This window comes from Planotetraspora silvatica, assembly GCF_016863315.1.
Lineage (GTDB): Bacteria > Actinomycetota > Actinomycetes > Streptosporangiales > Streptosporangiaceae > Planotetraspora > Planotetraspora silvatica.
On record NZ_BOOQ01000026.1, the window covers coordinates 36,949 to 60,144 of the forward strand.

A 23,196-nucleotide genomic window follows, 5' to 3' on the forward strand; every position below is an offset into this window, starting at 1 on the left:
CCTGTGCATGATCACGCGGGAGGTTGGGGCTGGTCGGACGGGATGTGCCCGAACTTGTGCATGATCACGGGGTGGGGTGCTTCCTCAGCCAGACGGCGCCCAGTGGGGGGACACGCAGGCGGGCGGAGTACGGCAGGCCGTGGTGGGGGGTGTCCACGGCGTCCACGGTGCCGAGGTTTCCGACGCCGCTCCCCGCGTACTCGTAGGCGTCGGTGTTGACGATCTCCTCCCAGCGGCCGCCCACCGGGAGGCCGAGGTGGTAGTTCTCGTGTGCCCCACCGGAGAAGTTGGCGACGCAGGCCAGCATCGAGCCGTCCGTGCCGTACCGCAGGAAGGAGAAGACGTTGCCCGAGGCGTCGTCGGCGTCGATCCAGCGGAAGCCGTCCGGGGTGGCGTCCTGCGTGAACAGCGCGGGCGTGTCCCGGTAGACCCGGTTCAGGTCACGGACCAGGCGCTGCACACCCTTGTGGAAGTCGAAGTCGAGCACCCACCAGTCGAGCCCCTTCGACTCCGACCATTCCGCGCCCTGGCCGAACTCGCCGCCCATGAACAGCAGTTGCTTGCCGGGGTGGGCCCACATGAACGCGTAGAGCGCCCGGAGGTTGGCGAAACGCTGCCATTCGTCACCGGGCATCTTGCCCAGCAGCGACCCCTTCAGGTGCACCACCTCGTCGTGCGAGAGGGGCAGCACGAAGTTCTCCGAGTACGCGTACATGAGGGAGAAGGTCATCTGGTGATGGTGGTACTGCCGGAAGACCGGCTCGCGCGCCAGGTAGTTGAGGGTGTCGTGCATCCAGCCCATGTTCCACTTGAAGCCGAAGCCCAGCCCCCCGAGGTGGACAGGTCGTGACACACCGGGCCAGGCCGTCGACTCCTCGGCGATCGTCACGATCCCCGGCACCTCGCGGTAGCAGACGGCGTTCATCTCCTTGAGGAACTCGATCGCGTCGAGGTTCTCCCTGCCGCCGTGGATGTTGGGCGTCCACTCGCCCTCGCGGCGCGAGTAGTCCAGGTAGAGCATCGAGGCCACGGCGTCCACCCGCAGCCCGTCGATGTGGAACTCCCGCAGCCAGAACAGCGCGTTGGCGACCAGGAAGTTGCGGACCTCGCGGCGGCCGAAGTCGAAGACGTAGGTCCCCCAGTCGGGATGCTCGCCGCGCGCCGGGTCCGCGTGCTCGTAGAGCGGCGTGCCGTCGAAGCGCGCGAGCCCCCACTCGTCCATGGGGAAATGCGCGGGAACCCAGTCGACGATCACGCCGATGCCCGCCTGGTGCAGTTCGTCGACCAGATGGCGGAAGTCGTCGGGCGAGCCGAACCGCGACGTCGGGGCGTAGTAGGACGTCACCTGGTAGCCCCACGACCCCCCGAAGGGATGCTCGGCCACCGGCAGGAACTCCACGTGCGTGAAGCCCATGTCCTTCACATAGGAGACCAGCTCGGTGGCCAGTTCCCGGTAGGACAGGCCCGGCCGCCACGAGCCGAGGTGGACCTCGTAGGTGCTCATCGGCTCGGCCAGGGCGTCGCGGCCCGCGCGGTCGGCCAGCCACTCCTCGTCGCGCCAGGCGTAGTCCGGCTGCTCGACGATCGAGGCGGTCGCCGGGGGCACCTCGGTGCGGCGGGCCATCGGGTCGGCCTTCTCCCGCCACACGCCGTCCATCCCGAGGATCTGGAACTTGTAGCGGGAGCCCGTCCCGATGTCGGGGATGAACAGCTCCCACACGCCCGAACGGCCGAGCGAGCGCATCGGGTGCCCGCCGCCGTTCCAGTGGTTGAAGTCGCCGATCACCCGCACACCCTGGGCGTTGGGCGCCCATACGGCGAACGCCGTGCCGTCGGTGTCCTCGTGGCGCAGGACGCGCGCGCCCAGCACCTCCCACAGCCGCTCGTGGCGTCCCTCGCCGATGAGGTGCAGGTCGATCTCGCCCAGTGTCGGCCAGTGACGGTACGGATCACCCGTCTCGTACGGCTCGGCACCCGGATACGCGACCCGCAGCCGGTAGTCGGGGATCTTGTCCACACCGGGAAGCGTGACCTCGAAGACCCCGAAACTCGTGTGGTGCAGCTCGTGCGGCCGGCCGTCGATCAGCGCCTCGACCTTCTCGGCGAAGGGCCGGAGGGCCCTGATCGTCACGCCGTCCTGCTCGAGGTGCGCGCCGAGAATCGAGTGGGGGTCGTGGTGCGCCCCGCCGGCCAGCCGGTCCAAGTCCATTTCTTTACCCTGCCCTAGAACCATCCGAGGTCCCAACAAATCGGTAGATACGCAGAGATCCGTGACGATCTCAGCTGAACGCGGACAGGGGGATGGGCAACCACGAAGGACGGTTACGCGCCTCGTACACGACCTCGTACACGGCCTTGGTCAACTCGAGCGCCCGCAGGAAGACCGCGTCGTGGCCGCGGATCCCGCCGCCGGCCTCCGAGTAGCCCGCGAGGAACGCCGCCCGGTTCCGCGCCGCCCACTCCTGCGCCCGTCTCTCCAGGGAACCCGCGCGCGGGTGACCCGCCAGCAGGTGCCGGGCCGCGTATTCGAACGAGCGCAACATGCCCGCCACGTCGCGCAGGGGCGAGTCCAGAGCCCGGCGGTCGGCGAGCGGCTGGCCCGGCTCGCCCTCGAAGTCGAGCACCACCCAGTCGGCCGGCGTGCGCATGACCTGGCCGAGGTGATAGTCACCGTGCACCCGCTGGACCGGTATCTCCTGGTCGAGGTCGGCCAGCCGGTCGAACGCCTCGTAGGCCACGTGCGCGTGCCCGGCCAGCGCGGGCACCTCGACGACGGCCTTCTCCAGGCGCCGCCGGAAGCGCTCGGTCATCCGTTTGATCTCGGGAGGTTCGATCACTCCCGTGGGAAAGGCCCCGGCGAGCTCGGCGTGGACCTCCGCGGTCGCCGTCCCGAGGCGGAACGCCTCCGCGGCGAAGTCCCCGCCCGCGTCCTCCGCCGGCATGCCCTGCGCGGTGGCGTAGAGGTCGCGGACGCTGGTGAGCGCCATCGTCCAGCCCTCGTTGGCGTTGGACAGGTACTCCTGCATGATCGCCAGAGTCGTGGCCTCGCCGTCCAGCTCCGTCTCGATCCAGCCGTACGGCCTGGCGACGTGGGCCGATCCCGCTCCGGCGAGCGCGGTGATCACCTCGAGCTCGGGATTGAGGCCGGGCGTGATCTGGCGGAACAGCTTGAGGATGTACATGTCGCCGTAGACCAGCGACGTGTTGGACTGCTCGGCGGTCAGCACGAGGCTCCGCTGCGAGGTGTCGATCGAGGTGCCCGGCACCCGGTGGAACCCGAGCGGCCGCACCCGCAGCTCGGAGTCCATGCCGTTCAGCAGCCGGGACGTCAGCGACGCGTCGTGGGCGGCGTCGTAGGCGCACATCCGGCGGCCCTGCCAGTCGCACGACCCGATCAGGACGTGCTTCAGCCGGTCGGGCACCTGCGCCCGCAGGCCGAGCGGGATCTGGTACTGCGTGCTCCGCTCGCCCTGCCGTACGGACACGAGGGCGTGGACCAGCGCCGGGTCGCCCGGATCCAGCTCGGTCAGGGTGTCGACGGCCAGGTCATCGATCGCGCGCCCCTTGCCGGCGAACCACCGCTGTCCGGTGATCCAGCCGGCCAGGAGCTCCTGAAGTGAAGTCGTCACTCCTCCTTCGCGCCGACCGCCCTCGAAGGTACGGGCAGTGTGAACCAGTAGAACCCATGCCCCGGAAGCGTCAAAAGATACGGAAGCTCGCCAATCGGCGGGAAAGGAACTCCGCCCATGCACTCGACGGGCATCGATCCCTCGAACCTGCGCAGGTCGAGCTCCACCGGCTGCGGGAAGCGCGAGAGGTTGTTGACGCACAACACGCGGTCGTCCCCGAGCTCCCTGACGAACGCGAGCACGCTCGGGTTGGACGAATTGAGCTCGGTGAAGTCGCCCAGGCCGAACACCGGGTGGCGCTTGCGGATCTCGATCATGCGCTTGGTGAAGTGCAGCAGCGAGCTGGCGCTCTTCTGCTGGGCCTCGACGTTGATCGCCTGGTATCCGTATATCGGGTCCATGATGACCGGCAGGTAGAGGCGGCCGGGGTCGCAGTCGGAGAAGCCCGCGTTGCGGTCGGGGGTCCACTGCATCGGCGTGCGGACGCCGTCGCGGTCGCCCAGCCAGATGTTGTCGCCCATGCCGATCTCGTCGCCGTAGTAGAGCACGGGGGACCCGGGCAGGCTGAGCAGCAGGGCGGTGAACAGCTCGATCTGGTTGCGGTCGTTGTCGAGCAGCGGCGCCAGGCGGCGGCGGATGCCCACGTTCGCCCGCATGCGCGGGTCCTTGGCGTACTCCGAGTACATGTAGTCGCGCTCTTCGTCGGTGACCATCTCGAGCGTGAGCTCGTCGTGGTTCCTGAGGAAGATGCCCCACTGGCAGTTCTCGGGGATCTTCGGCGTCTGGGCCAGGATCTCCGAGATCGGGTAGCGGGACTCGCGCCGGACCGCCATGAAGATGCGGGGCATGAGCGGGAAGTGGAAGGCCATGTGGCACTCGTCGCCCCCGGTCACCGGGTCGCCGAAGTACTCCACCACGTCGGCGGGCCACTGGTTGGCCTCGGCCAGCAGCACGCGGTCGGGATAGAGCCGGTCGATCTCCGTGCGGACCCGCTTCAGGTAGGCGTGGGTCTCGGGCAGGTTCTCGCAGTTGGTCCCCTCCTGCTCGAACAGGTAGGGGATGGCGTCCATCCGGAAGCCGTCGATGCCGAGGTCCAGCCAGAAGCGCAGCACCTCCAGCATGGCCTCCTGCACGGCCGGGTTCTCGTAGTTGAGGTCCGGCTGGTGGTGGAAGAAGCGGTGCCAGTAGTACTGCTGCCGCACCGGGTCGTAGCTCCAGTTGGAGGACTCGGTGTCGATGAAGATGATCCGGGCGTCCTGGTACTTCTCGTCGGTGTCGCTCCAGACGTAGAAGTCGCCGTACGGGCCCTCGGGATCGTTGCGGGACGCCTGGAACCAGGGGTGCTGATCGCTCGTGTGGTTCATGACGAGGTCGGCGATCACGCGGATGCCGCGCTTGTGCGCCTCGTCGACCAGCCTGACGAAGTCGCCCAGGTCGCCGAAGTCAGGAAGGATCTTCATGAAGTCGGCGATGTCGTATCCGCCGTCACGGAGCGGGGACTCGTACAGCGGCAGGAGCCAGAGGCAGTCGACGCCGAGCCACTGGATGTAGTCCAGCTTGTCGATCAGCCCGCGGATGTCGCCGGTGCCGTCCCCGTTCGAGTCGGCGAAGCCGCGGATAAGCACCTCATAGAAGACAGCCCGTTTGTACCAGTACTGATCCCGCGGCTTCTCGTGCGTGAAGGTGTTCGGGATGGGCTGGTGCTGGCTGGGCTGAGGTGTCGAGCTCACCTGTGGACTCCCCGGATGTGCAGGGCCGCGCTCACGGGCGGAGCACTGACCCGTGGCGGAGCGTGAAGACGTGTGCGGGATTGACGTGCGGGTCGAGGCGCACGAAGTCGGCCTGCCCCCAGTGGTACGACTCGCCCGACAGTTCATCGTGGACGACGAACTGGTCCTGCCAGTCGAGACCGAGTGCGGGCATGTCCAGCCGGACAGTCGCCTCATGGGTGTTGTGCGGATCCAGATTGACGACGGCCAGTACCACATCGCCTATGCCGTGCCGTCGTGTGGCCGTGTCGTAGGCGCCGGGCAGTCGCTTGGAGAAGCAGATCAGATCCGGCTGGTCGACGCTATGAAACCGTAGGTTACGCAATTCCTGGAGTGCCGGGTGAGCTCTTCGCAACAAATTGAGTTGCGTGATGAACGGGGCAAGACTCCGTCCTTCACGCTCGGCCGCCGCCCAGTCCCGCACCTTGTACTGATATTTCTCACTATCGAGGTATTCCTCGCTGCCGGGCCGTACCGGGACGTTCTCGGCCAGCTCATAGCCAGAGTAGACGCCCCAGGTCGGCGCCATCAGCGCGCCCAGCACCGCCCTGATCTTGAAGGCGGGCATCCCGCCGTGTTGCAGGTACTCGTGCAGGATGTCCGGAGTGTTGACGAACAGGTTCGGGCGCAGGAAATGCGAGGTCTCGTGGGCGAGTTGCCCGAGGTAGTCCTCCACGTCGGTCTTGGAGTTCTTCCACGTGAAATAGGTGTACGACTGGTGGAACCCGATCTTGGCGAGCGTCTGCAGCATCGCGGGCCGGGTGAACGCCTCCGCGAGGAACAGCACGTCGGGGTCGGTGGCGTTGATGTCCGCCAGCAGCCGTTCCCAGAAGTTCACCGGCTTGGTGTGGGGGTTGTCCACGCGGAAGATCCGGACGCCGTGATCCATCCAGAGCCGTACCACCCGCTTGACCTCGGCGAAGATCCCCTCGGGGTCCTTGTCGAAGTTCAGCGGATAGATGTCCTGGTATTTCTTGGGCGGATTCTCGGCGTACGCGATCGTCCCGTCGGCCCGGATGTTGAACCATTCGGGATGCTCCTTCACCCAAGGGTGGTCGGGGGAGCACTGCAGCGCGAGGTCCAGGGCGATCTCCATGCCCAGATCCCTCGCCCTGGCCACGAAGTCGTCGAAGTCCTCGAACGTCCCGAGGTCCGGGTGGATCGCGTCGTGCCCGCCGTCCTCGGAGCCGATCGCCCACGGTGAGCCGGGGTCGTACTGCTCCGGAGTGAGGGTGTTGTTGCGTCCCTTGCGGAACTGCGTGCCGATCGGGTGGATCGGTGGCAGATAGACGATGTCGAACCCCATCTGGGCGACGGCCGGCAGTCGCTTCGCCGCACTCCGGAAATTTCCGGATTTGGGGGCGACCTTGGGGTCGCTGTCCCTTTCGGCCACCGCCCCCTCCGACCGGGGGAAGAACTCGTACCAGGATCCGAACAGCGCCCGACGCCTGTCCACCTGCACCCGGCCCCTGCTGGACCGTGAGACCAGGTCCCGCAGCGGATGCGCCGCGACCAGCGCGGCCGTCTCCGGCAGCTGCGCCACGGTGAAGCGCGCACGCGGATCGACGCGGTCGTCCCGCAGGCGTTCGGCGATCGCCAGCAGCGTGGCCCTGTGCCCACAGGGATCGGCCCCGGCCTCGTCTTTGCAGTCGACGGCGCGTACGGCTCTCGCCGCCCGCTCGAAGAGGCGGGCGCCCTCCTCGCACATGAGGTCCGCGTCCATGCCGCGCGGGATCTTGATCTCCGCGTCGTGCATCCACGTGGCGATGGGATCACTCCACGCCTCGACGCGGAACTGCCACAGGCCCTCGGCCGGCAGCGTCACCTCCACGCTCCACGTGTCGGTGCCCGGAGCGACCTCCCGCATGCGCAGCAGCCGCCTCGACGCCCCGCTCGGGTCGATCAGCACGACCCCGGCGGCCACGGCGTCGTGTCCCTCGCGGAACACGGTGGCGCTGATCTCGAAGGTCTCACCCGCGGCCGCCTTCGCGGGCCTGCGCCCGCAGTCGACGACGGGGTGGATGTCCTGGATTGGGATTCTTCCGATCATCGTCACTCACGTTAGCGACGGCACGCCCGGTGCCGCCGGATTTTCAAGATCTTCTCAATGGATCAATCAGGTCGATTTCCGGGGTTGCCCGAGCGTTCACGTGACGCGGCCGATCCGGCCGCGCGGGATCATTCTCAGGTGGTGCCGGGGTGGTGCGGTGTCCTGCTGGTCGTCCTGCTGGTCGTGCCGTCGCGCGCCTGTGCCGTCCGGAGGCGGCACATCGAGGAGCCCGTCACGGGGAACCTTCGCTCCTACAGGGAGTGCCCCAATAGTCCCCTCTTACCCCTGCCGACGGAAAGACTGCACGGCGTGTTCGGGTGGCCGCTCTGTGGTGAGCGAGCACACGTGGGCGGGCCGTAGCATCGCCGGTGGGATTCACCTGAGCCAGTGTAGTTTTGTGAGGTTTGAGCAGGTTTGTTAGTGGTGAGAGCGCTTATGCAAGAAACCCAGGGGAGTGTCGCGCCCGCGGGCATCCCCGCATCGGACAGAGTGTTTCGGTCGCGCGTCGTGGCGCTGAGTAACTAGGGTCTGGCCCCGTGAGAGCTATCCGCAGGTTCACCGTCCGCACCGTCCTTCCCTCGCAGCTCGAGCCGCTGGGCGAGCTGGTCCGGAATCTCCGCTGGTCCTGGCACCCGGAGACCATGGACCTGTTCGCCGAGGTGGACCCCGAGGTCTGGGAGCGAGTGGACCACGACCCCGTCGCCCTTCTCGGCGCGGTGGAGGCCGACCGGCTGCGCGAGCTCGCCCAGGACCGGCGCTTCCTCCGCCGGCTGGCCGACGCGGCCGACGACCTCCGTGAGTACATGACCGCTCCCCGGTGGTACCAGTCGCAGGAAGGCGGCCCCGCCGCCATCGGCTACTTCTCCCCCGAGTACGGCATCGCCGCCGCCCTTCCGCAGTACTCGGGCGGCCTGGGCATCCTGGCGGGCGACCACCTGAAGGCGGCGAGCGACCTCGGCGTGCCGATCCTCGGCGTCGGCCTGCTGTACCGCCACGGCTACTTCTCCCAGTCGCTCTCGCCCGAGGGGTGGCAGCAGGAGCACTACCCGTCGCTCGACCCCGGTGGCCTGCCGCTCACCCTGCTCAAGGAGGCGGACGGCACGCCCGCTCGGGTCGGGATCGGCCTGCCGGGCTCGCGCACGCTGCACGCCCAGATCTGGGTGGCCCAGGTCGGCAGGGTCCCGCTGCTCCTGCTGGACTCCGACATCTCCGACAACGACGCCGCGGCGAGGGACGTGACCGACCGTCTCTACGGCGGCGGCGGCGACCACCGGCTCATGCAGGAGCTGCTGCTCGGCGTGGGCGGCGTCCGCGCTCTGCGGGCGTACTGCCGGATCAGCGGCCACCCGGAGCCCGAGGTGTTCCACACCAACGAGGGCCACGCGGGATTCCTCGGCATCGAGCGGATCCGTGAGCTCACCGAGGCGCGCCTGTCCTTCGACGAGGCCCTCGAGGCCGTCAGGGCCGGCACCGTGTTCACCACGCACACGCCGGTCCCCGCCGGGATCGACAGGTTCCCGACCGAGATGATCGCCAGGCAGTTCGGCGGGTCCAACGCCTGGCCGACGGTGAGCGTCGACCGCATCCTCCAGCTCGGCGCCGAGCCCGAGGGCCCCGACTCCGACCCGGCCGTCTTCAACATGGCCGTCATGGGCATGCGACTCGCCCAGCGGGTCAACGGCGTCTCCGAGCTCCACGGCGAGGTCAGCCGGGAGATGTTCAAGGGCCTGTGGCCGGGCTTCGACGTCGAGGAGGTGCCGATCGGCTCGATCACCAACGGCGTCCACGCCCCAACCTGGGTCGGCCGCGAGGTCATGGAGCTCGCGGGCGACGAGCTGCCCTCCCTGATCGACATGTCGCAGGGCTGGGATGCCGTGCGGAAGCTCTCCGACGCCGACATCTGGTCGATCCGGGGCAGGCTCAGGGCCCACCTGGTGACAGAGGCCCGCAAGCGCATCAAGCAGTCCTGGCGGCAGCGGGGCGCCGCGGAGGCGGAGCTGGGCTGGGTCGACGAGGCGCTCGATCCCGACGCGCTGACGATCGGGTTCGCCCGCCGCGTGCCGTCCTACAAGCGGCTCACACTGATGTTGTCGGACCCGGAGAGGCTGAAGAGCCTGCTCCTCGACCCCGACAAGCCGGTCCAGATCGTGATCGCGGGCAAGGCCCACCCGGCCGACGAGGGCGGCAAGAAGTTCATCCAGCAGATGGTCCGGTTCGCCGACCAGGAGGACGTGCGGCACCGGATCGTCTTCCTGCCCGATTACGACATGACCCTCGGCCGGCTCATGGTCACCGGCTCCGACGTCTGGATGAACAACCCGCTGCGGCCGCTGGAGGCCTGCGGCACGTCCGGTATGAAGGCCGCGCTCAACGGCGGCCTCAACCTCTCCATCCGCGACGGATGGTGGGACGAGTGGTTCGACGGCAACAACGGATGGGCCATCCCCAGCGCCGACGGCGTCACCGACCCCGAGCGGCGCGACGAGCTGGAGGCGACGGCCCTGTACGACCTCATCGAGCGTGAGGTCGCCGACCGCTTCTACGACCGCGCCGCCGACGGCCTGCCCCGGCGGTGGCTGGAGATGGTCAAGCACACGCTCAGCTCGCTCGGGCCCAAGGTGCTCGCCGGCCGGATGTTGCACGACTACGTGGTCGGTCTGTACACGCCGGCCGCGAGCTCCGCCCGCGCGCTCGTGGCGGACGGGTACGAGAACGCCCGTCAGTTCGCCGCGTGGAAGCTGAGGCTCACCCAGGCGTGGCCCGGGATCCGCGTGGAGCACGTCGAGGCCGCGGGGATCGGGGACGCTCCCGAGCTCGGGGCGCGGCTGGAGTTGCGGGCGACCATCGCGCTGGGCGAGTTGTCCGCCGACGACGTCCAGGTGCAGGCGGCCTACGGCCGCGTCGGACCGCACGACGAGCTGATCTCGCCCACTTACGTGACCCTCAAGGCCGACTCGGTCGACGACGACGGCAGGGCGTACTACACCGGAGACCTGCCGCTGGACCGCACGGGGGCCTTCGGCTACACCGTCCGCGTGGTGCCCTTCCATCCGCTCATGGCGTCGCCCGCGGAACTCGGTCTCGTCTCCGCTCCGGAGGAGCCGGCGGGGATGACCAACGGAACCCTCCGCTAGAGGAGCAGATTCTGACCGCACGTCGGTCAGCGGCCGCCGTGTGACGTCGACGGGTGACCGGGTGGCGGGGCGGCGGTGCGTCGCCGGAGGTGGCGGTCTCGTCGTTGTGCGAGATCGCCACATCCGGTATGGGATGAGTTTGCGCGGGATCCGCCGTACCCGTGACCGGGGACGTCTATGCGAGCTCGCCGCACCTGTTCACCCGGGATGGGTTGTGGGGGATCGCCGTACCCGTCGCCGGGATGTCCATGCGAGATCGCCACACGTGCACATCGGGACGCTCACGCGAGATCGCCGCACCTGCTTACCAGGATGCTTGTGCGCGACCACCACACCTGCGACCGGGATGAATTTGTGCGGTATCCGCCGTACTCGACACCGGGATGCTCACGCGAGATCGCCGCACCAGCTCACTGAGGCGAATCGCCCATCACTGGCGCATGTTCCGGCTGGGCTCATACGTGCGGTTCCTTGCCGTGACGGATGAAGCCGCTTCGCGCCGTCCCCTCAACGGCGTGATCATGCACGAGCTCGCGTCTCACCGCCTCGACCGCACGCATCAGTGCCTGTATGCCAAGATCGACGCCTCGCAGTCGCGCCTGCGGCTATTGCCGCGCGCGGCCTCGATGGATGCGTGTCGACCAGTCGTAGCCGCGTTTGTGATCATGCGCGGCCCCGGCCGCATCCGAAGAGCGGTCGTTGTGCCCCGATGCGTCAATCGTGGACTCGCTAGACCCGGTCCATAATTCTCGGCCGTAGTCCGCTCCATCGGGCTGCACGTCGGGTCGTGTGCGTGCAGCCGTCCGACGACGGTGGCGAGCACGCCGAATCCCACCGCACTACCCGAACAAGCCGTCATCCACCAGATAGAAATTCTGTTCGAAAAATGTAGCCGAGCGATTACTCTCCGTGAGATTATTGGATCAGATTTTCGATTGCTGGAGGGGGTTGGCGTGGCTGAAACGCGAGGGGGGCACCCCTCATCTTCTTCCGGTGCAGGGGAAATGCCGTGCGGTTCGGAGTGGTGGGCCGAGGTGACGGCCCGGGCGAGGTCGTGGTCGTCCGACGGCAGTTCGGCATTGAGTTCCCCGCCGGTGACTGATCCGTGGCCGGATTCGGATGCCGCCGGCTCGTTCTTCTGGGACTCTCCCGGCTCCGACTCGACGGATTCGGAGCCGTCTGCGCCGGATCCTCCCGATGCGGTCTTTCCTGTGCCGGCCTCGTCGACCTCGGCCTCGTCCACCACCTCGGCCACCTCAAGCTCGTCTACCTCGGCCTCGGCCACCTCGAGCTCGCCCACCTCCGGCCCGGACCGCTCGTCCGACACGCGGGCTTCGGCTGCCGGATCTGAAGGGTCGGATGACCTTGTGGTCAGGGCTGTCGAAGTGTTGTCCGCGTTGGCGTTGGCTGAAGTGCCGGACTCGCCGTCGACCTGTCTGGAGCAATCACAGGAATTGCTTTTCGCGCGAGACCGATTGATTTCGGCGATCTCCGCCCGCGTGGGCCGGGTGCATCGTGCGGGCGAGGCCAAAGCTCATGGGCATGCCAGCACCCGGACCTGGCTTCAGGGAGCCTGCGGAACGAGCGTGGGATCGGCGTCCCACCTGGTCAAGCTTGCGACGGAACTGGCTCGTCTGCATGTGGTCCGAGTGAGATTCGCCGAGGGCAGTCTGTCGGAGGGGCAGGTCGGCGCGATCTGCGCCGCGACAAGTGGTCTCTCCGATGAGCAGGCGGAGATCGCCGAGTCGATCCTCGTCTCATTGGCGGACCGGGCGACCCCGGCCGAGGTGGCCAAGGCAGGCCGATATCTGCGGGAAATGCTGGACCCGGGGCAGGCAGGCAAGGAGAGGGACGCCGACTATGCGGGCCGGTATCTCCAGGTCCGTCCGACCGGTTCAGGCGGAATAGAAGGGGAGTTCCGGCTTCCCCGAGAGGCGGCGGCCCGGTTGCGGACCTGGCTGGACGCCTATGCCCAACCGAAGACCGATGATGATGACCGCCCGTTGCGGGTCCGCAATGCGGACGCCCTCATGGTCCTCCTCGAGAGCAAGATCACCACTGAGCTGCTCGTCCTGGTCAACGTGGAATCCCTCCCCAAGGATCACCCGTCTGACCCTGCCGCCGATCCCACTGGTGGTCCTGTTGGCAGACGAAAGGACGGCCCCGCAGACGGGCATGGCCATGGGGATGCTCCGCCGGCGGCTGATGCAGGCGACCCCGGAGAGATGAAGCCGTCTGGTTCCGCATTCAGGCATACACCTGGGGCCGCGTCTGGACGTGCCCCCGGAGGCGGTGCCACGAGCGGCTCTGGAGGCGGTGCCGGGAGTGGTCCTGGAGGTGAACGTGAATCTGGACCATGGCCGGCCCCTGGGGAGAGGCCATCGGGGCTGTCAGGTCTGGGGTGGGCGATGCCGGGGTTGCTTCTGGCCACGGGGGAGTTGTTGTCGTCTGATGATGTGGCTCGGCTCGCGCGGACCTCAGCACTGGTGCGGCTGGTGATGGATGCCGACGGTCAGGTCCTGGATATGGGTCGTACGGCGCGCCTGGCCAATTGGGCTCAGCGCAGAGCGGTCTTCGCCCGTTATGCCACTTGCTGGGTCGATGGCTGCCCGCTTCCGGCCACCATGTGCCAGATCGACCACGCTGACAACTGGATCGACGGCGGTAGGACGGACCTGCGGATGCTGGGTCCGGCCTGTCAGTTCCACAACCGTGATCGCTATCGCCGTCCTCACCGCTACGAGCGCCGTCCCGAAGGTAAGGACCGCTGGGCTTTCACCCGGACGGGACCTCGACACACCTCCCGCAGACCATCACCCGCACGAGCCGCATCCGCCGACGCCATGAACACCACAACGGCGGGCGCGCGCGGCCCGAACGCGCCTTGATCACGGGCATGGCGGGCTTCGCGTGCGCCGGCCCGCGCAGATCGGACACGCAGATCGGACACTAGGGCCAACCGGTGAGGTGGCGCTGTCATCGGCCGCCATCGTCCTGGGCCGCCATCGTCCTGGGCCGCCAGCGTCCCGGGCTAGCTCTGTGCTGGGCTAGCTCTGTGCTGGGCTGGCACCAGTCACCGAGGCCGCTCACATCGCTAGGCCTGCCCGGACGCCGCCCGTCCGGACGCCGCCTGTCGGATACCGCCCACCTGGATACCACCAGTCCGGACACCGTCCCGGACTGGCGCTGACCCCTGAGGCCCCCGACGCCACCGGGCCCACCCAGCCCACTCGCCCGCCCCCAGCTATCGCGGGTTCCCACTCACACGGCCCTTGTTTGGTCGGGCTCCGGTCCAGTGGGCCGCTGTGATCGTACGGATCTCCCTCTCCTTCGACCATGTCCGGGGCCTGACTTGGCGGCAAGGCGGGAACAAAGTGTGACGAAAGGGGCAAACGGTCTGATCTAGGGGGCGACCCCTTCTGCGGGGGCGGATTCTGGAGGCCCGATGGACTCGATAGACCCAATGGACCCGATAGACCAGATGGAGTTGATGGACCCGGACCCGATCGGCTCGGCCCAAGTTGGCTCGGCCCAAGTTGGCTCGGCCAAGGTCGTCGACTCGGCCCATGTCGACCCTCCGCGAATCGATCCTGCCGAAATCGACCCGGCGGAGCCGTCCGGTGCAGAGGGCAGCAACGAGGGCGGCGACGGGGGCGGGCTCCACATTGCGATGGTGGCGCCCCCCTGGTACGACATCCCGCCGAGAGGCTATGGCGGCATCGAGTCGATGACGGCCGACCTGGCGCGGGGCCTGACGCTGCGAGGCCACCGGGTAACGCTGATCGGCGCGGGTGCGGGCGTCGATCTGCGCACCTATGACGAGCCGCCGTCGGAGCGCATAGGAGAGGCGATCCCCGAGATGGTCCACGCGGCCCAGGCCGCACGGTTCCTCGACGACATCGAGGCCGACGTGATCCACGATCATTCGCTGGCCGGTCCTCTGGGCGCCCGTGGCAGAGGAGCACCGACGATCGTCACCTGTCATGGGGAGGTCACCGGTGAGTTCGGGCGGTTCTATCGCTCGCTGGCGACGACGGTCTCGCTCGTGGCCATCTCCTGGGCGCAGCGGGCCCTCGCGTCCGACCTGAACTGGATCGGCAGGGTCCACAACGCGGTCGACGTGAGCACGTTCCCCTATCGCGACCGCAAGGACGACTGGGTCCTGTGGCTGGGACGGTTCAACCCCGACAAGGGAGCCCACCTCGCGATCGAGGCCGCGCGGGCGGCCGGCCGCCGCATCCTGCTGGCCGGCAAGCGGACCGAGCGTGCGGAGCAGGCCTATTTCGACACCCACGTCGAGCCGCTTCTCGGTCCCGACGTCGAATACCTGGGGGAGGTGGGCGCGGAGCTCAAGCGAGAGTTGTTGTCCAAGGCCCACTGCCTGATCTTCCCTCTCCAGTGGGAGGAGCCGTTCGGCATGATCATGATCGAGGCCATGGCCTGCGGCACGCCCGTGGTGGCGCTGCGGCGAGGGTCGGTCCCCGAGATCGTGGTCGACGGCGTCACCGGATTCGTCCGGGACTCCCTGCAGGAGTTGCCCGCCGCGATCGAGGAGGCGGGCGGGCTGGACTTCGCCGTCGTCCGCGCCCATGCCGTGAGGCGTTTCGACGTCGCGATGATGGCTCGGGGATACGAGCGCATCTACCGCAGGGCCATCGCGCGTGCCCAGGCGCGTGAGCCCCAGCACCTGCTGCCGCTGGCCCGTTGATCTATGGTGTTACGGTCTCGGCGTCTGTTACAGGACCGGGCGGGCGGAAGGACGAGGGTGTCATGGGTGAGTTCGTCAGCGTGGAGATCGTGGACCGGATCGCGACCATTCGGCTCGACCGGCCGAAGATGAACGCCCTGAACCGGCAGGTTCAGGAGGAGATCGCCGAGTCGGCCCGGCTCGTCGACGCCGACCCCGGCGTGCACGCTGTGATCATCTACGGGGGCGAGCGGGTGTTCGCTGCGGGTGCGGACATCAAGGAGATGGCCGTCATGTCCTACGCGGACATGGCCGTTCACTCCAAGGTCCTCCAGAACTGCTTCACCGCGGTGGCCCGGATCGGCAAGCCCGTCATCGCCGCCATCACCGGATACGCCCTGGGCGGCGGTTGCGAGCTCGCCCTGTGCGCCGACTTCCGCGTGGCGGGGGAGAGCGCCAAACTCGGCCAGCCGGAGATCACCTTGGGCATCATCCCGGGCGCGGGAGGCACCCAGCGCCTGCCGCGGCTGATCGGTCCTTCGCGGGCCAAGGACTTGATCTTCACCGGACGGCACGTCGCCGCGGCCGAGGCCCTGTCCATCGGCCTGGTGGACCGGGTGGTGCCGGACGGCGAGGTCTACACGGCGGCTCTCGAGCTGGCCGCGACCTTCGCGGAGGGTCCCGTCGCGGCGGTGAGGGCGGCCAAACTGGCGGTCGACCACGGGCTGGAGACCGACCTCGACACCGGCCTGGAGATCGAGCGGCTCCAGTTCTCCGGGCTGTTCGCGACGGAGGACGCCAAGGAGGGGATGACCGCTTTCGCGGACAAGCGGAGGCCCACATTTACCGGCCGATAGACTCATTCGGTCGGATTTTCCCGTACGTGTGAGCGTGTGTGGTGATGGGTCTATCGTTGCGACCCATGATGCGGTTCGTTGGACGCGTTCTCGTCCCGGCCCGGGTTCGCCGGGCTTTTCTGTCTCGGCTGGACGCTCGATATGTCACGCAGGCCGACCATCGGCAGGACGTCAGAAACATCCGGGATGAGTTCCGGAGGCTCCATCGGGAGACCAAGGACGACCGCAGGGACGACGCGGCGGCGTACGCCACAAAAGAGTCCGCCAAGGACATTGCGAAGGCCATCGCGAAGGATGTCGTGAAGGACGTCGTCAGCGCGGCCGTCAAGGACGCTCAGCGGGAGAACCAGTCACTCCGCGAGGAGATCGTCGCACTGCGCGCCGAGGTTCGCGCGTTGAAGCAGCTCACGGCGACCGTCAACAAGGCCAACGATCAGGCGGTGAAGGGCCACCGGCTGGCTGAACGGACGGCGGAGGCGCTCGACCACGTCCTGCAGAACGAGGTGCGCGTGTGGCAGGCCATCGACGGCCTGTCCGCGCAGACCCCCGCCACAAATCTGTGAGGTAGAACCCTATGCGCGTCAAGTGGACCGTCGCCGACGGCATCTGGAACCTGACCTTCCTGCTCGACCCGGAAGATGACGTCACGGGCACCTGTACCGACGGGGCACGGCTGGAACTGCGCACCAACACCTGCCAGATACGGCTGCCCAAGGACAGGACGAGCGGCGCGGACGTCCATCCCGACCTCCTCGCCGTCGCCGCGTGGACCGTGGCCGCCCCGTGGACCAGGCAGAGGGTCACGTTCGACCGGCCGATCTCACCCGCGCTCGCGGAGGTGTTCCGTACCCACTGGAACGTGGACGCCGGCCCGGTCGGCGGGGACCCCCGATCGGGGACACGGCTGGCGGTCTCCTACAGCGGGGGCGCCGACTCGATGGCGGTGGCGGACGTCTTCCCGGACGCGCCGTTCGTCCACTTCCAGCGGATCAGGCACCCACGCGTGCCGAACCGGTGGTCCTTCTACCGCTCGGATGTGCTGGCGGGCCTCGCGGGGGAGACGGGGCGCGATGTCGCGATCGTCCAGTCGGATCTGGAGCTTCTCCTCCGCCTGCCCGGGCCGGGATATCCCGAACACCACGCCGTGACCGTCGGTGCCCTCCTTCTCGCGGACGAGATGGACTTGGGGGGGATCGCACTGGGTTATGAGCTCGGCTCACGCTGGCTCGGTGGCGGTCGGTACACCCACCACTTCACTCCCGACAACCCCATATGGTCGGGGCACGGCAAGTGGGGAAGCCTGTTCAAGGCAGTCGGGTTGCCGCTCGTGTTGCCCGTGGCGGGTATCAGCGAAGCCGTGACCATGCGGCTCGCCCTTGCGTCCGACCTTCGCGATCACGTCCGCTGGTGTCTGCGCGGATCCAAGGGCGGGGGGGCGTGCGGAGTCTGCGCGAAGTGCGTGTACAAGGAGCTGATTCAGGCAGCCATCGAAAGGCGCCCGCTCAACACGACGGTCACCGCTGACATGCCCATCGCCCGCAGGTGGCAGGAGCCGCCGCCGTACGGCGGACAGGAAATGATCGAGTACGGCGTCGCGCACGTGCCCGGCATCGAGCACACGATGTTCGCCAAGGCGGCCGCGTACCTCCAGGCGACGGAGGAGTCGACTCGCTGGCTGGAACACTGCTACGCGCCGGCGATCGACGAGGTCCCCGAACAGTGGCGCAAGCAGGTGGACGCCTACATGGTGGATAACGTCGGACTCATGACGGAGGACGAGGCGCGGCGGGTGGAAACCTGGGAGACGTGATGAAGATCTATGTGTCGGTGGACATGGAGGGTGTCTCCGGCCTGACCGATCCCGAGGAGATGCACGCCGGAGGCCGGGGCTACGAGCGCGGTTGCGAGCTGATGACCGGCGACGCGAACGCCGTCGTCGAGGGAGCCTTCGACGCCGGCGCCGACACGGTGCTGATCAACGACGCGCACGGGTCGACCAAGAACCTCAGGATCGATCTGATAGACCCGCGGGCCTCGCTGATCAGGGGGCCGGGCAAGCCGCACCGGATGGGGCAGGGCCTGTCGGGCGACTTCGCCGCGGCCTGCTTCGCCGGATATCACGCCCGGGCCGGTGTCCAGCACGGGGTGCTCAACCACACGTGGATGGGCAAGGAGATCCACGACGTCTACCTGAACGGCGAGATCTGCGGCGAGATACGCCTGGTCGCCGGCCTCGCGGGTTCCCTCGGAGTGCCCGTGGTCGTCGTCACCGGCGACGAGGCGGCGTGCGAGGAGGCTCGGGACCTGCTCGGCGACGTCGAAACGGTCGCCGTGAAGAAGGGGATCGACAGGTTCTCGGCCGAACTGCTGCCGCCGGGCGTCGCCCAGGCCCGCATCCGTGCGGCCACCGCCCGGGCGCTCGGCCGCCTGTCCGCCTTCCGTCCCTACGTGGTGAGCCCGCCGTACACGCTGGGTGTGGAGTGGAACTCCACCGACATCGCGGCGGGCTGTGCGATCGTCCCCGGGACCCGGTTGGTCGGGCCGAGGCACACCGAGTTCACCACAGACGACTATTGGGACATCATGGCCCTCTTCGGTATCTTCGCCACCATCGCCGGCCGGATCGCATGCGGCAGCGGGGTGTACGGCTGACCGCTGTGCATGATCACGTAACGCGTTGAGGCCGGTCGAATCTGGAAGGTTTGCATGATCACGCTTGCCGATGTGGCGGGTGGGACGGGATGTGCGAATTGCATGATCGCGTCCGACGATAGACCGGTTCAGGCGAGGCCCCCTGGAGTGCTCACATGAGCATGTCCAAGGGTGACGGGATCTCGCGAAGGGCCCTGCTGGTGGGGCTCGGCGTCGCCGGCGGGGCGGGGGCCATGTACGCGGCCATGGGCGCTCTCGGCCTCGCCCCCGATCGGCAGGAAAGCGACTACGCGCCGCCGCAGCGCTCCGACTTCGCCTTGAAGGGGAAGGCGGCCGCCAAGGTCGTGATCCTCGGCGGCGGCGTGGCGGGCCTGGCGACGGCCTACGAGCTCGGCAAGGCCGGCTACGACTGCACGGTGCTGGAGGCGCGCGACCGGGTGGGCGGGCGCAGTTTCACCATCAGGGGCGGCGACCGGGTATCTGAGCTGAACGGCGAGACGCAGGAGGCCCGATTCGGCGACGGCGTCTACTTCAACGCCGGTCCCGCGCGCATCGCCCAGTGGATGATCACGCTCGACTACTGTCGTGAGCTGGGCGTTCCCGTCGAGGTGTTCGTCAACGACAACCCCAACGCCTACATCTACAACCACACCATGAAGGCTCCCGTCCGGGCCCGCACGGCACGTGCCGACACCTACGGGTACGTCAGCGAGCTTCTGGCGAAGGCCACGAACACGGGCGCGCTCGACCGGACGGTGACCCGGGCGGACAGGGAGGTGCTTCTCGACTTCCTCTCGGAGTTCGGGGCGCTCGACGACGACCACGTCTACCGCGGGTCCTCCACGAGGGGTTACCGGACGAACCCCGGAGTCGACGCCGGAGTCGGCCTGGGCCCCGTGCCGTCCGTCTCCGAGGTGCTCCGCTACGGGCTCGGCCGCACGGTGGCCTTCACCTTCGACTACGACCAGTCCATGCCGATGTTCCAGCCCGTGGGCGGGATGGACGCCATCGCGCGCAAGCTCGCCGACGCCGTCGGACGGGACCGGATCACGACCTCGACCCAGGTCACGAAGATCACGAACGTGTCCGACGGCGTCGAAGTGGTCCACAGCGGCGGATCGATCACGGCGGACTACTGCGTCGCGGCCCTGCCGCCCCACATCCTCGCCCGGATCCCCGGCAATCTCGGCGCCGAGGTGCTCGGTGCGCTGCGGACCCCCAGGCCGTTGGCGGCGGGCAAGATCGGGCTCGAGTACCGCCGCCGATGGTGGGAGACCGACGACCGCATCTACGGGGGCATCACCGAGACCGATCTCGACATCTCGCACATCTGGTACCCGTCGTACGGGTTCCACGGTGCTCGGGGCCTGGTGGTGGGCTATTACAACCTCGATGCCGCCGCGAACTCCTACGCGGCGATGAAGCACGCGGACCGGCAGCGCCGGGCGATCGAGAACGGCGTGCGCATCCACGGGGACAAGTACCGGACCGAGGTGCTGAGCAGCGTCTCCATCGCGTGGCGCAGGCAATCGCACATCGAGGGTTCCTGGGTCGAGTGGCCCTCCTACGGCCCCCAGTTCAAGCTTCTTCAGGAGCCCGCCGGCCGGGTCTACTTCGCCGGGGACTGGCTCACCCACCTCATCGCCTGGCAGGCGGGCGCCCTCGGCTCCGCCCGTAAGGTGGTCACGGAACTGCACCAGCGCGTCTTGAAGGAGGGCTGAGATGCCGCTCGAGTGGACTCCTGCCGTGGACAGGCTCGACCTGGTCGCGGACCCGGTGGCCAAGGCGATCTCGGAGGCGAAGTCGCCGGGCTCGGCGCTCAGCGTCGCGGAGATCGATCCGGAACTGGCGGACACGGCCGCGTTCTGCGAGCGCTACGGCGTCGCCCTGGAGGACTCGGCCAACTGCGTGATCGTGGCGGCCAAACGGGGCGGCGAGACGCGATACGCCGCCGTCATGGTGCTGGCGACCGATCGTGCCGACGTGAACGGGGTCGTCCGGCGGCACCTGGACGCCCGCAAGGCGTCGTTCGCCCCGCAGGCGGACGCCGTGGCCATCACCGGGATGGAGTACGGAGGCATCACGCCCATCGGATTGCCCGCCGACTGGCCCGTCCTCGTTGATGAAAATGTGACTCGGCGCTCGTTCGTGGTGATCGGAAGCGGCGTTCGCCGCTCCAAGCTGGGGCTTTCCGGGGAGGCCCTGGTCGAGGCGACCGGCGCGGAGGTCATCGCCCTCACTCTGTGACCTTTCGTGGGAAACCACTTACCATTCTGTGGCGTTGTGCTTACTAGGAATGTGGCGCGATGGTTCACTCATGGACGGTGTTTTAGTCGGTATGGTGCTTAGGCCATGAATCAGGACGACCGACTGGGCCCATACCGGCTGCTGAAGCGGCTCGGAGAAGGCGGCATGGGTGTGGTTCACCTCGCCCTCGACGCCCGCGGCAGGCAGGTGGCCGTCAAGGTCCTGCGCCCAGAGGTGGCAGGCGACGACGTCGCGCGCAGGAGGCTGTCGCGCGAGGTCGAGACCATGCGCAGGGTGCGCGGCTCGCACATCGCCGAGGTCGTCGACGCCGACGTGACCGGGCGGCGGCCCTACATCGTCACCCGCTACGTCCCGGGCCGGGCCATCGACGAGATGGTCAAACAGGACGGCCCTTTCTCGCTCGACGTCCTGCTCAAGGTGGCCCGCGGTGTGGCGGAGGCCCTCGTCGCCGTGCACGCCGCCGGAGTGATCCATCGTGACCTGAAGCCCGGCAACGTGCTCATGCTCGACGACGAGCCGGTGCTGATCGACTTCGGCATCGCCCAGGCCGTCGACGCCACCCGGCTCACGCAGACCGGGATGTTCATCGGCACCCCCGGCTACCTGGCGCCCGAGATCATCGAAGGCCAGGAGGGCGGGTCCGAGGTCGACGTGCACGCCTGGGCCGGCACGCTGCTGTACGCCGCGACCGGCCAGCCGCCGTTCGGCAAGGGCACCCTGGAGATGATCTTCTTCAACATCACCTCCGGCAAGGCGAACGTGGAGGCCGCGCCCGAACTGCTCCGGCCCGTCCTGCGGGCCGCCTTCCACCGGGACCCCGCGAAGCGGCCGGCGGCGGCCGAACTGCTCCAGTGGATCGATCGTCTGACACCGCGTCGCACCGGGTTCACCCCTCCCGACGAGATCTCCACCGTGGCGGAGGTCGATGAGGGCCTGCCGTCAGGTGCATCCGGTCCTTCCGGGCGGCCCGGGCATGCGACCCCTCCTGCTCCCTCCGCTCACTCCGGTCACTCCGTCCCGTCAAGGCCGCGATGGTCACCGCCGTCGCCCTCGCAGCCCGGCGGGGAGTTCGTGTCGCTTCTCAACGACGGTCCAGCCGCCCAGCAGGGCGACCCGTTCCCCACCGTCCGGGTGACGGGGGAGGACCTGCGCAACGCCGGACTCCCGTCCGGCCCCTCGGGCAGGATTCCGGCCGAGGGTGACATCCCCACGAGGAGGGTCACCCCCGAGGAGCTCCGCGAGGCGGCCATGCCCAGCCAGGCCTTCTACGAGCAGGCTCCCGGCTCCAAGCCGGCGGAGACGCACGAACGGGCGCCCCGGGTCCAGCAGCACCCGGCGCCGTTCCCGCCGGCCGTCCGGGTCCCCCCGCACGAAGTGCCTCCCCATGGTGCCCCGCCCCATGGGGTTCCCCCGTACAGGGCGGCCCCGCACGTGGCGTCACCCGCCATGGGGGTCCTTCACGCGAGCACGCCGGGTACCCCGGGCACGATGCCGTCCGCCCGGGTGGCTCCGTCGACGGGCGGCGCGCTGCTGCAGCGACCCAAGGCGTACGGCGTGGCGAGCACGATGCTGCTGATCGCCATGACGGGCCTGGCGGTGATCGCGCCCGTGGCGGTGTGCCTGATCGCCCTGCCCGCGGTCGTCCTCCTGAGGGCCGCCGACCTCGCGCAGCCGCGCCTGAGCAGCCGCAGGCCCGCCGGCGCCGCCGCCGCGGACGTGGTCCGGGTGCTGGGCGAGCCGGCCTCGCTGATCAAGTCGATCGGCATCACGGCCCTGCTCGTGCCGCTCGCCGCGGTGCCGGGGACGTTCGTCACGGTGCTGCTCACCTTGATGGCGCGGTCGATGCCCGATTCCGCCGCGTGGGGCTGGGGCGTCGCCGTAGGCTTGCTGATCGTCTGCGCCGGGCCCGGAGTTCAGGGTCCCGGCCGGCAGATGCGGCGCACGCTCGCTTCGCTGGCGCCGGGCGGCGCGGCCGCGGTGAGGCTGGCCTGGGGCGCCGGCGTCCTCGCGGCCCTGGTGGGGCTGGTCGCGCTCACCAGTGTCATGGGTAGACCAATAGCAGGGCACTTGTGGGGTTCCGCCGACGTTCAACCTGTGGATCAACGCCTGACGGAGCTTCGCGGGACGGGGTATCGGTGACGGGGGACGAC

At 68.5% G+C, this 23,196-nt stretch carries 15 protein-coding genes; 11 read left to right on the plus strand and 4 right to left on the minus strand.

Features of this window, described 5'->3' with window-relative positions; genetic code table 11:
* Positions 1-64: 64 nt before the first annotated feature.
* From glgB to Psi02_RS19490, 4 genes are all read right to left on the minus strand, one after another.
* Positions 65-2,209, minus strand: coding sequence for a 1,4-alpha-glucan branching protein GlgB (glgB, locus tag Psi02_RS19475; protein WP_239094998.1), 2,145 nt, complete (start codon positions 2,207-2,209; stop codon positions 65-67).
* 70 nt (positions 2,210-2,279) lie between these two features.
* Positions 2,280-3,629, minus strand: coding sequence for a maltokinase N-terminal cap-like domain-containing protein (locus tag Psi02_RS19480; RefSeq protein ID WP_203976112.1), 1,350 nt, complete (start codon positions 3,627-3,629; stop codon positions 2,280-2,282).
* Entirely contained in the window at positions 3,626-5,359 is a 1,734-nt protein-coding gene (gene treS, locus Psi02_RS19485) for a maltose alpha-D-glucosyltransferase (RefSeq protein ID WP_239094999.1), read from the minus strand. The genes Psi02_RS19480 and treS overlap by 4 nt, the downstream gene beginning before the upstream one ends.
* 31 nt (positions 5,360-5,390) lie before the next feature.
* The gene (locus Psi02_RS19490) at positions 5,391-7,448 is read right to left on the minus strand and encodes an alpha-1,4-glucan--maltose-1-phosphate maltosyltransferase (RefSeq protein ID WP_203976114.1); all 2,058 of its coding nucleotides are present in this window, start codon (positions 7,446-7,448) and stop codon (positions 5,391-5,393) included.
* A gap of 536 nt (positions 7,449-7,984) precedes the next feature.
* On the opposite strand from Psi02_RS19490, the gene glgP reads away from it, so the two are divergent.
* The 11 genes from glgP (at position 7,985) to Psi02_RS19545 (ending at position 23,185) form a co-directional block, all read left to right on the plus strand.
* Positions 7,985-10,582 (plus strand): alpha-glucan family phosphorylase, encoded by a 2,598-nt coding sequence (glgP, locus tag Psi02_RS19495; RefSeq protein WP_203976116.1) that lies wholly within the window; start codon positions 7,985-7,987, stop codon positions 10,580-10,582.
* 1,105 nt (positions 10,583-11,687) lie between these two features.
* Positions 11,688-11,933: a hypothetical protein gene (locus Psi02_RS19500; protein ID WP_203976118.1), complete on the plus strand. Its 246-nt coding sequence runs from the start codon at positions 11,688-11,690 to the stop codon at positions 11,931-11,933.
* 16 nt (positions 11,934-11,949) lie between these two features.
* Complete coding sequence (locus tag Psi02_RS19505; protein WP_203976120.1) at positions 11,950-13,470, plus strand: HNH endonuclease signature motif containing protein; 1,521 nt, start codon at positions 11,950-11,952, stop codon at positions 13,468-13,470.
* 557 nt (positions 13,471-14,027) lie between these two features.
* Positions 14,028-15,290, plus strand: a complete 1,263-nt coding sequence (locus Psi02_RS19510) for a glycosyltransferase family 4 protein (protein WP_239095000.1) — start codon at positions 14,028-14,030, stop codon at positions 15,288-15,290.
* A gap of 62 nt (positions 15,291-15,352) precedes the next feature.
* The gene (locus Psi02_RS19515) at positions 15,353-16,126 is read left to right on the plus strand and encodes an enoyl-CoA hydratase/isomerase family protein (protein WP_203976121.1); all 774 of its coding nucleotides are present in this window, start codon (positions 15,353-15,355) and stop codon (positions 16,124-16,126) included.
* A gap of 65 nt (positions 16,127-16,191) precedes the next feature.
* Complete coding sequence (locus Psi02_RS19520) at positions 16,192-16,689, plus strand: hypothetical protein (RefSeq protein ID WP_203976122.1); 498 nt, start codon at positions 16,192-16,194, stop codon at positions 16,687-16,689.
* 11 nt (positions 16,690-16,700) lie between these two features.
* A complete protein-coding gene (locus Psi02_RS19525) occupies positions 16,701-17,936 on the plus strand; it encodes a DUF6395 domain-containing protein (RefSeq protein ID WP_203976123.1) in 1,236 nt (411 codons plus the stop codon).
* Complete coding sequence (locus Psi02_RS19530) at positions 17,936-18,778, plus strand: M55 family metallopeptidase (protein WP_203976124.1); 843 nt, start codon at positions 17,936-17,938, stop codon at positions 18,776-18,778. Before Psi02_RS19525 ends, Psi02_RS19530 begins: the two co-directional genes overlap by 1 nt.
* 155 nt (positions 18,779-18,933) lie before the next feature.
* The gene (locus Psi02_RS19535) at positions 18,934-20,499 is read left to right on the plus strand and encodes a flavin monoamine oxidase family protein (RefSeq protein WP_239095001.1); all 1,566 of its coding nucleotides are present in this window, start codon (positions 18,934-18,936) and stop codon (positions 20,497-20,499) included.
* A 1-nt stretch (position 20,500) separates the two neighbouring features.
* Positions 20,501-21,025, plus strand: coding sequence for a YbaK/EbsC family protein (locus Psi02_RS19540; protein ID WP_203976125.1), 525 nt, complete (start codon positions 20,501-20,503; stop codon positions 21,023-21,025).
* Positions 21,026-21,130: 105 nt separating this feature from the next.
* Positions 21,131-23,185: a serine/threonine protein kinase gene (locus Psi02_RS19545; RefSeq protein ID WP_203976127.1), complete on the plus strand. Its 2,055-nt coding sequence runs from the start codon at positions 21,131-21,133 to the stop codon at positions 23,183-23,185.
* Positions 23,186-23,196 lie beyond the last annotated feature (11 nt).

Coding starts and splice junctions, on each gene's coding strand:
- Psi02_RS19515 (WP_203976121.1), top strand. CDS start 15,353: ATGGGTGAGTTCGTCAGCGTGGAGATCGTGGACCGGATCGCGACCATT.
- Psi02_RS19530 (WP_203976124.1), top strand. CDS start 17,936: ATGAAGATCTATGTGTCGGTGGACATGGAGGGTGTCTCCGGCCTGACC.
- Psi02_RS19540 (WP_203976125.1), top strand. CDS start 20,501: ATGCCGCTCGAGTGGACTCCTGCCGTGGACAGGCTCGACCTGGTCGCG.
- Psi02_RS19525 (WP_203976123.1), top strand. CDS start 16,701: ATGCGCGTCAAGTGGACCGTCGCCGACGGCATCTGGAACCTGACCTTC.
- Psi02_RS19520 (WP_203976122.1), top strand. CDS start 16,192: ATGATGCGGTTCGTTGGACGCGTTCTCGTCCCGGCCCGGGTTCGCCGG.
- Psi02_RS19510 (WP_239095000.1), top strand. CDS start 14,028: ATGGACTCGATAGACCCAATGGACCCGATAGACCAGATGGAGTTGATG.
- Psi02_RS19490 (WP_203976114.1), bottom strand. CDS start 7,448: ATGATCGGAAGAATCCCAATCCAGGACATCCACCCCGTCGTCGACTGC.
- glgB (WP_239094998.1), bottom strand. CDS start 2,209: ATGGACTTGGACCGGCTGGCCGGCGGGGCGCACCACGACCCCCACTCG.
- Psi02_RS19545 (WP_203976127.1), top strand. CDS start 21,131: ATGAATCAGGACGACCGACTGGGCCCATACCGGCTGCTGAAGCGGCTC.
- Psi02_RS19535 (WP_239095001.1), top strand. CDS start 18,934: ATGAGCATGTCCAAGGGTGACGGGATCTCGCGAAGGGCCCTGCTGGTG.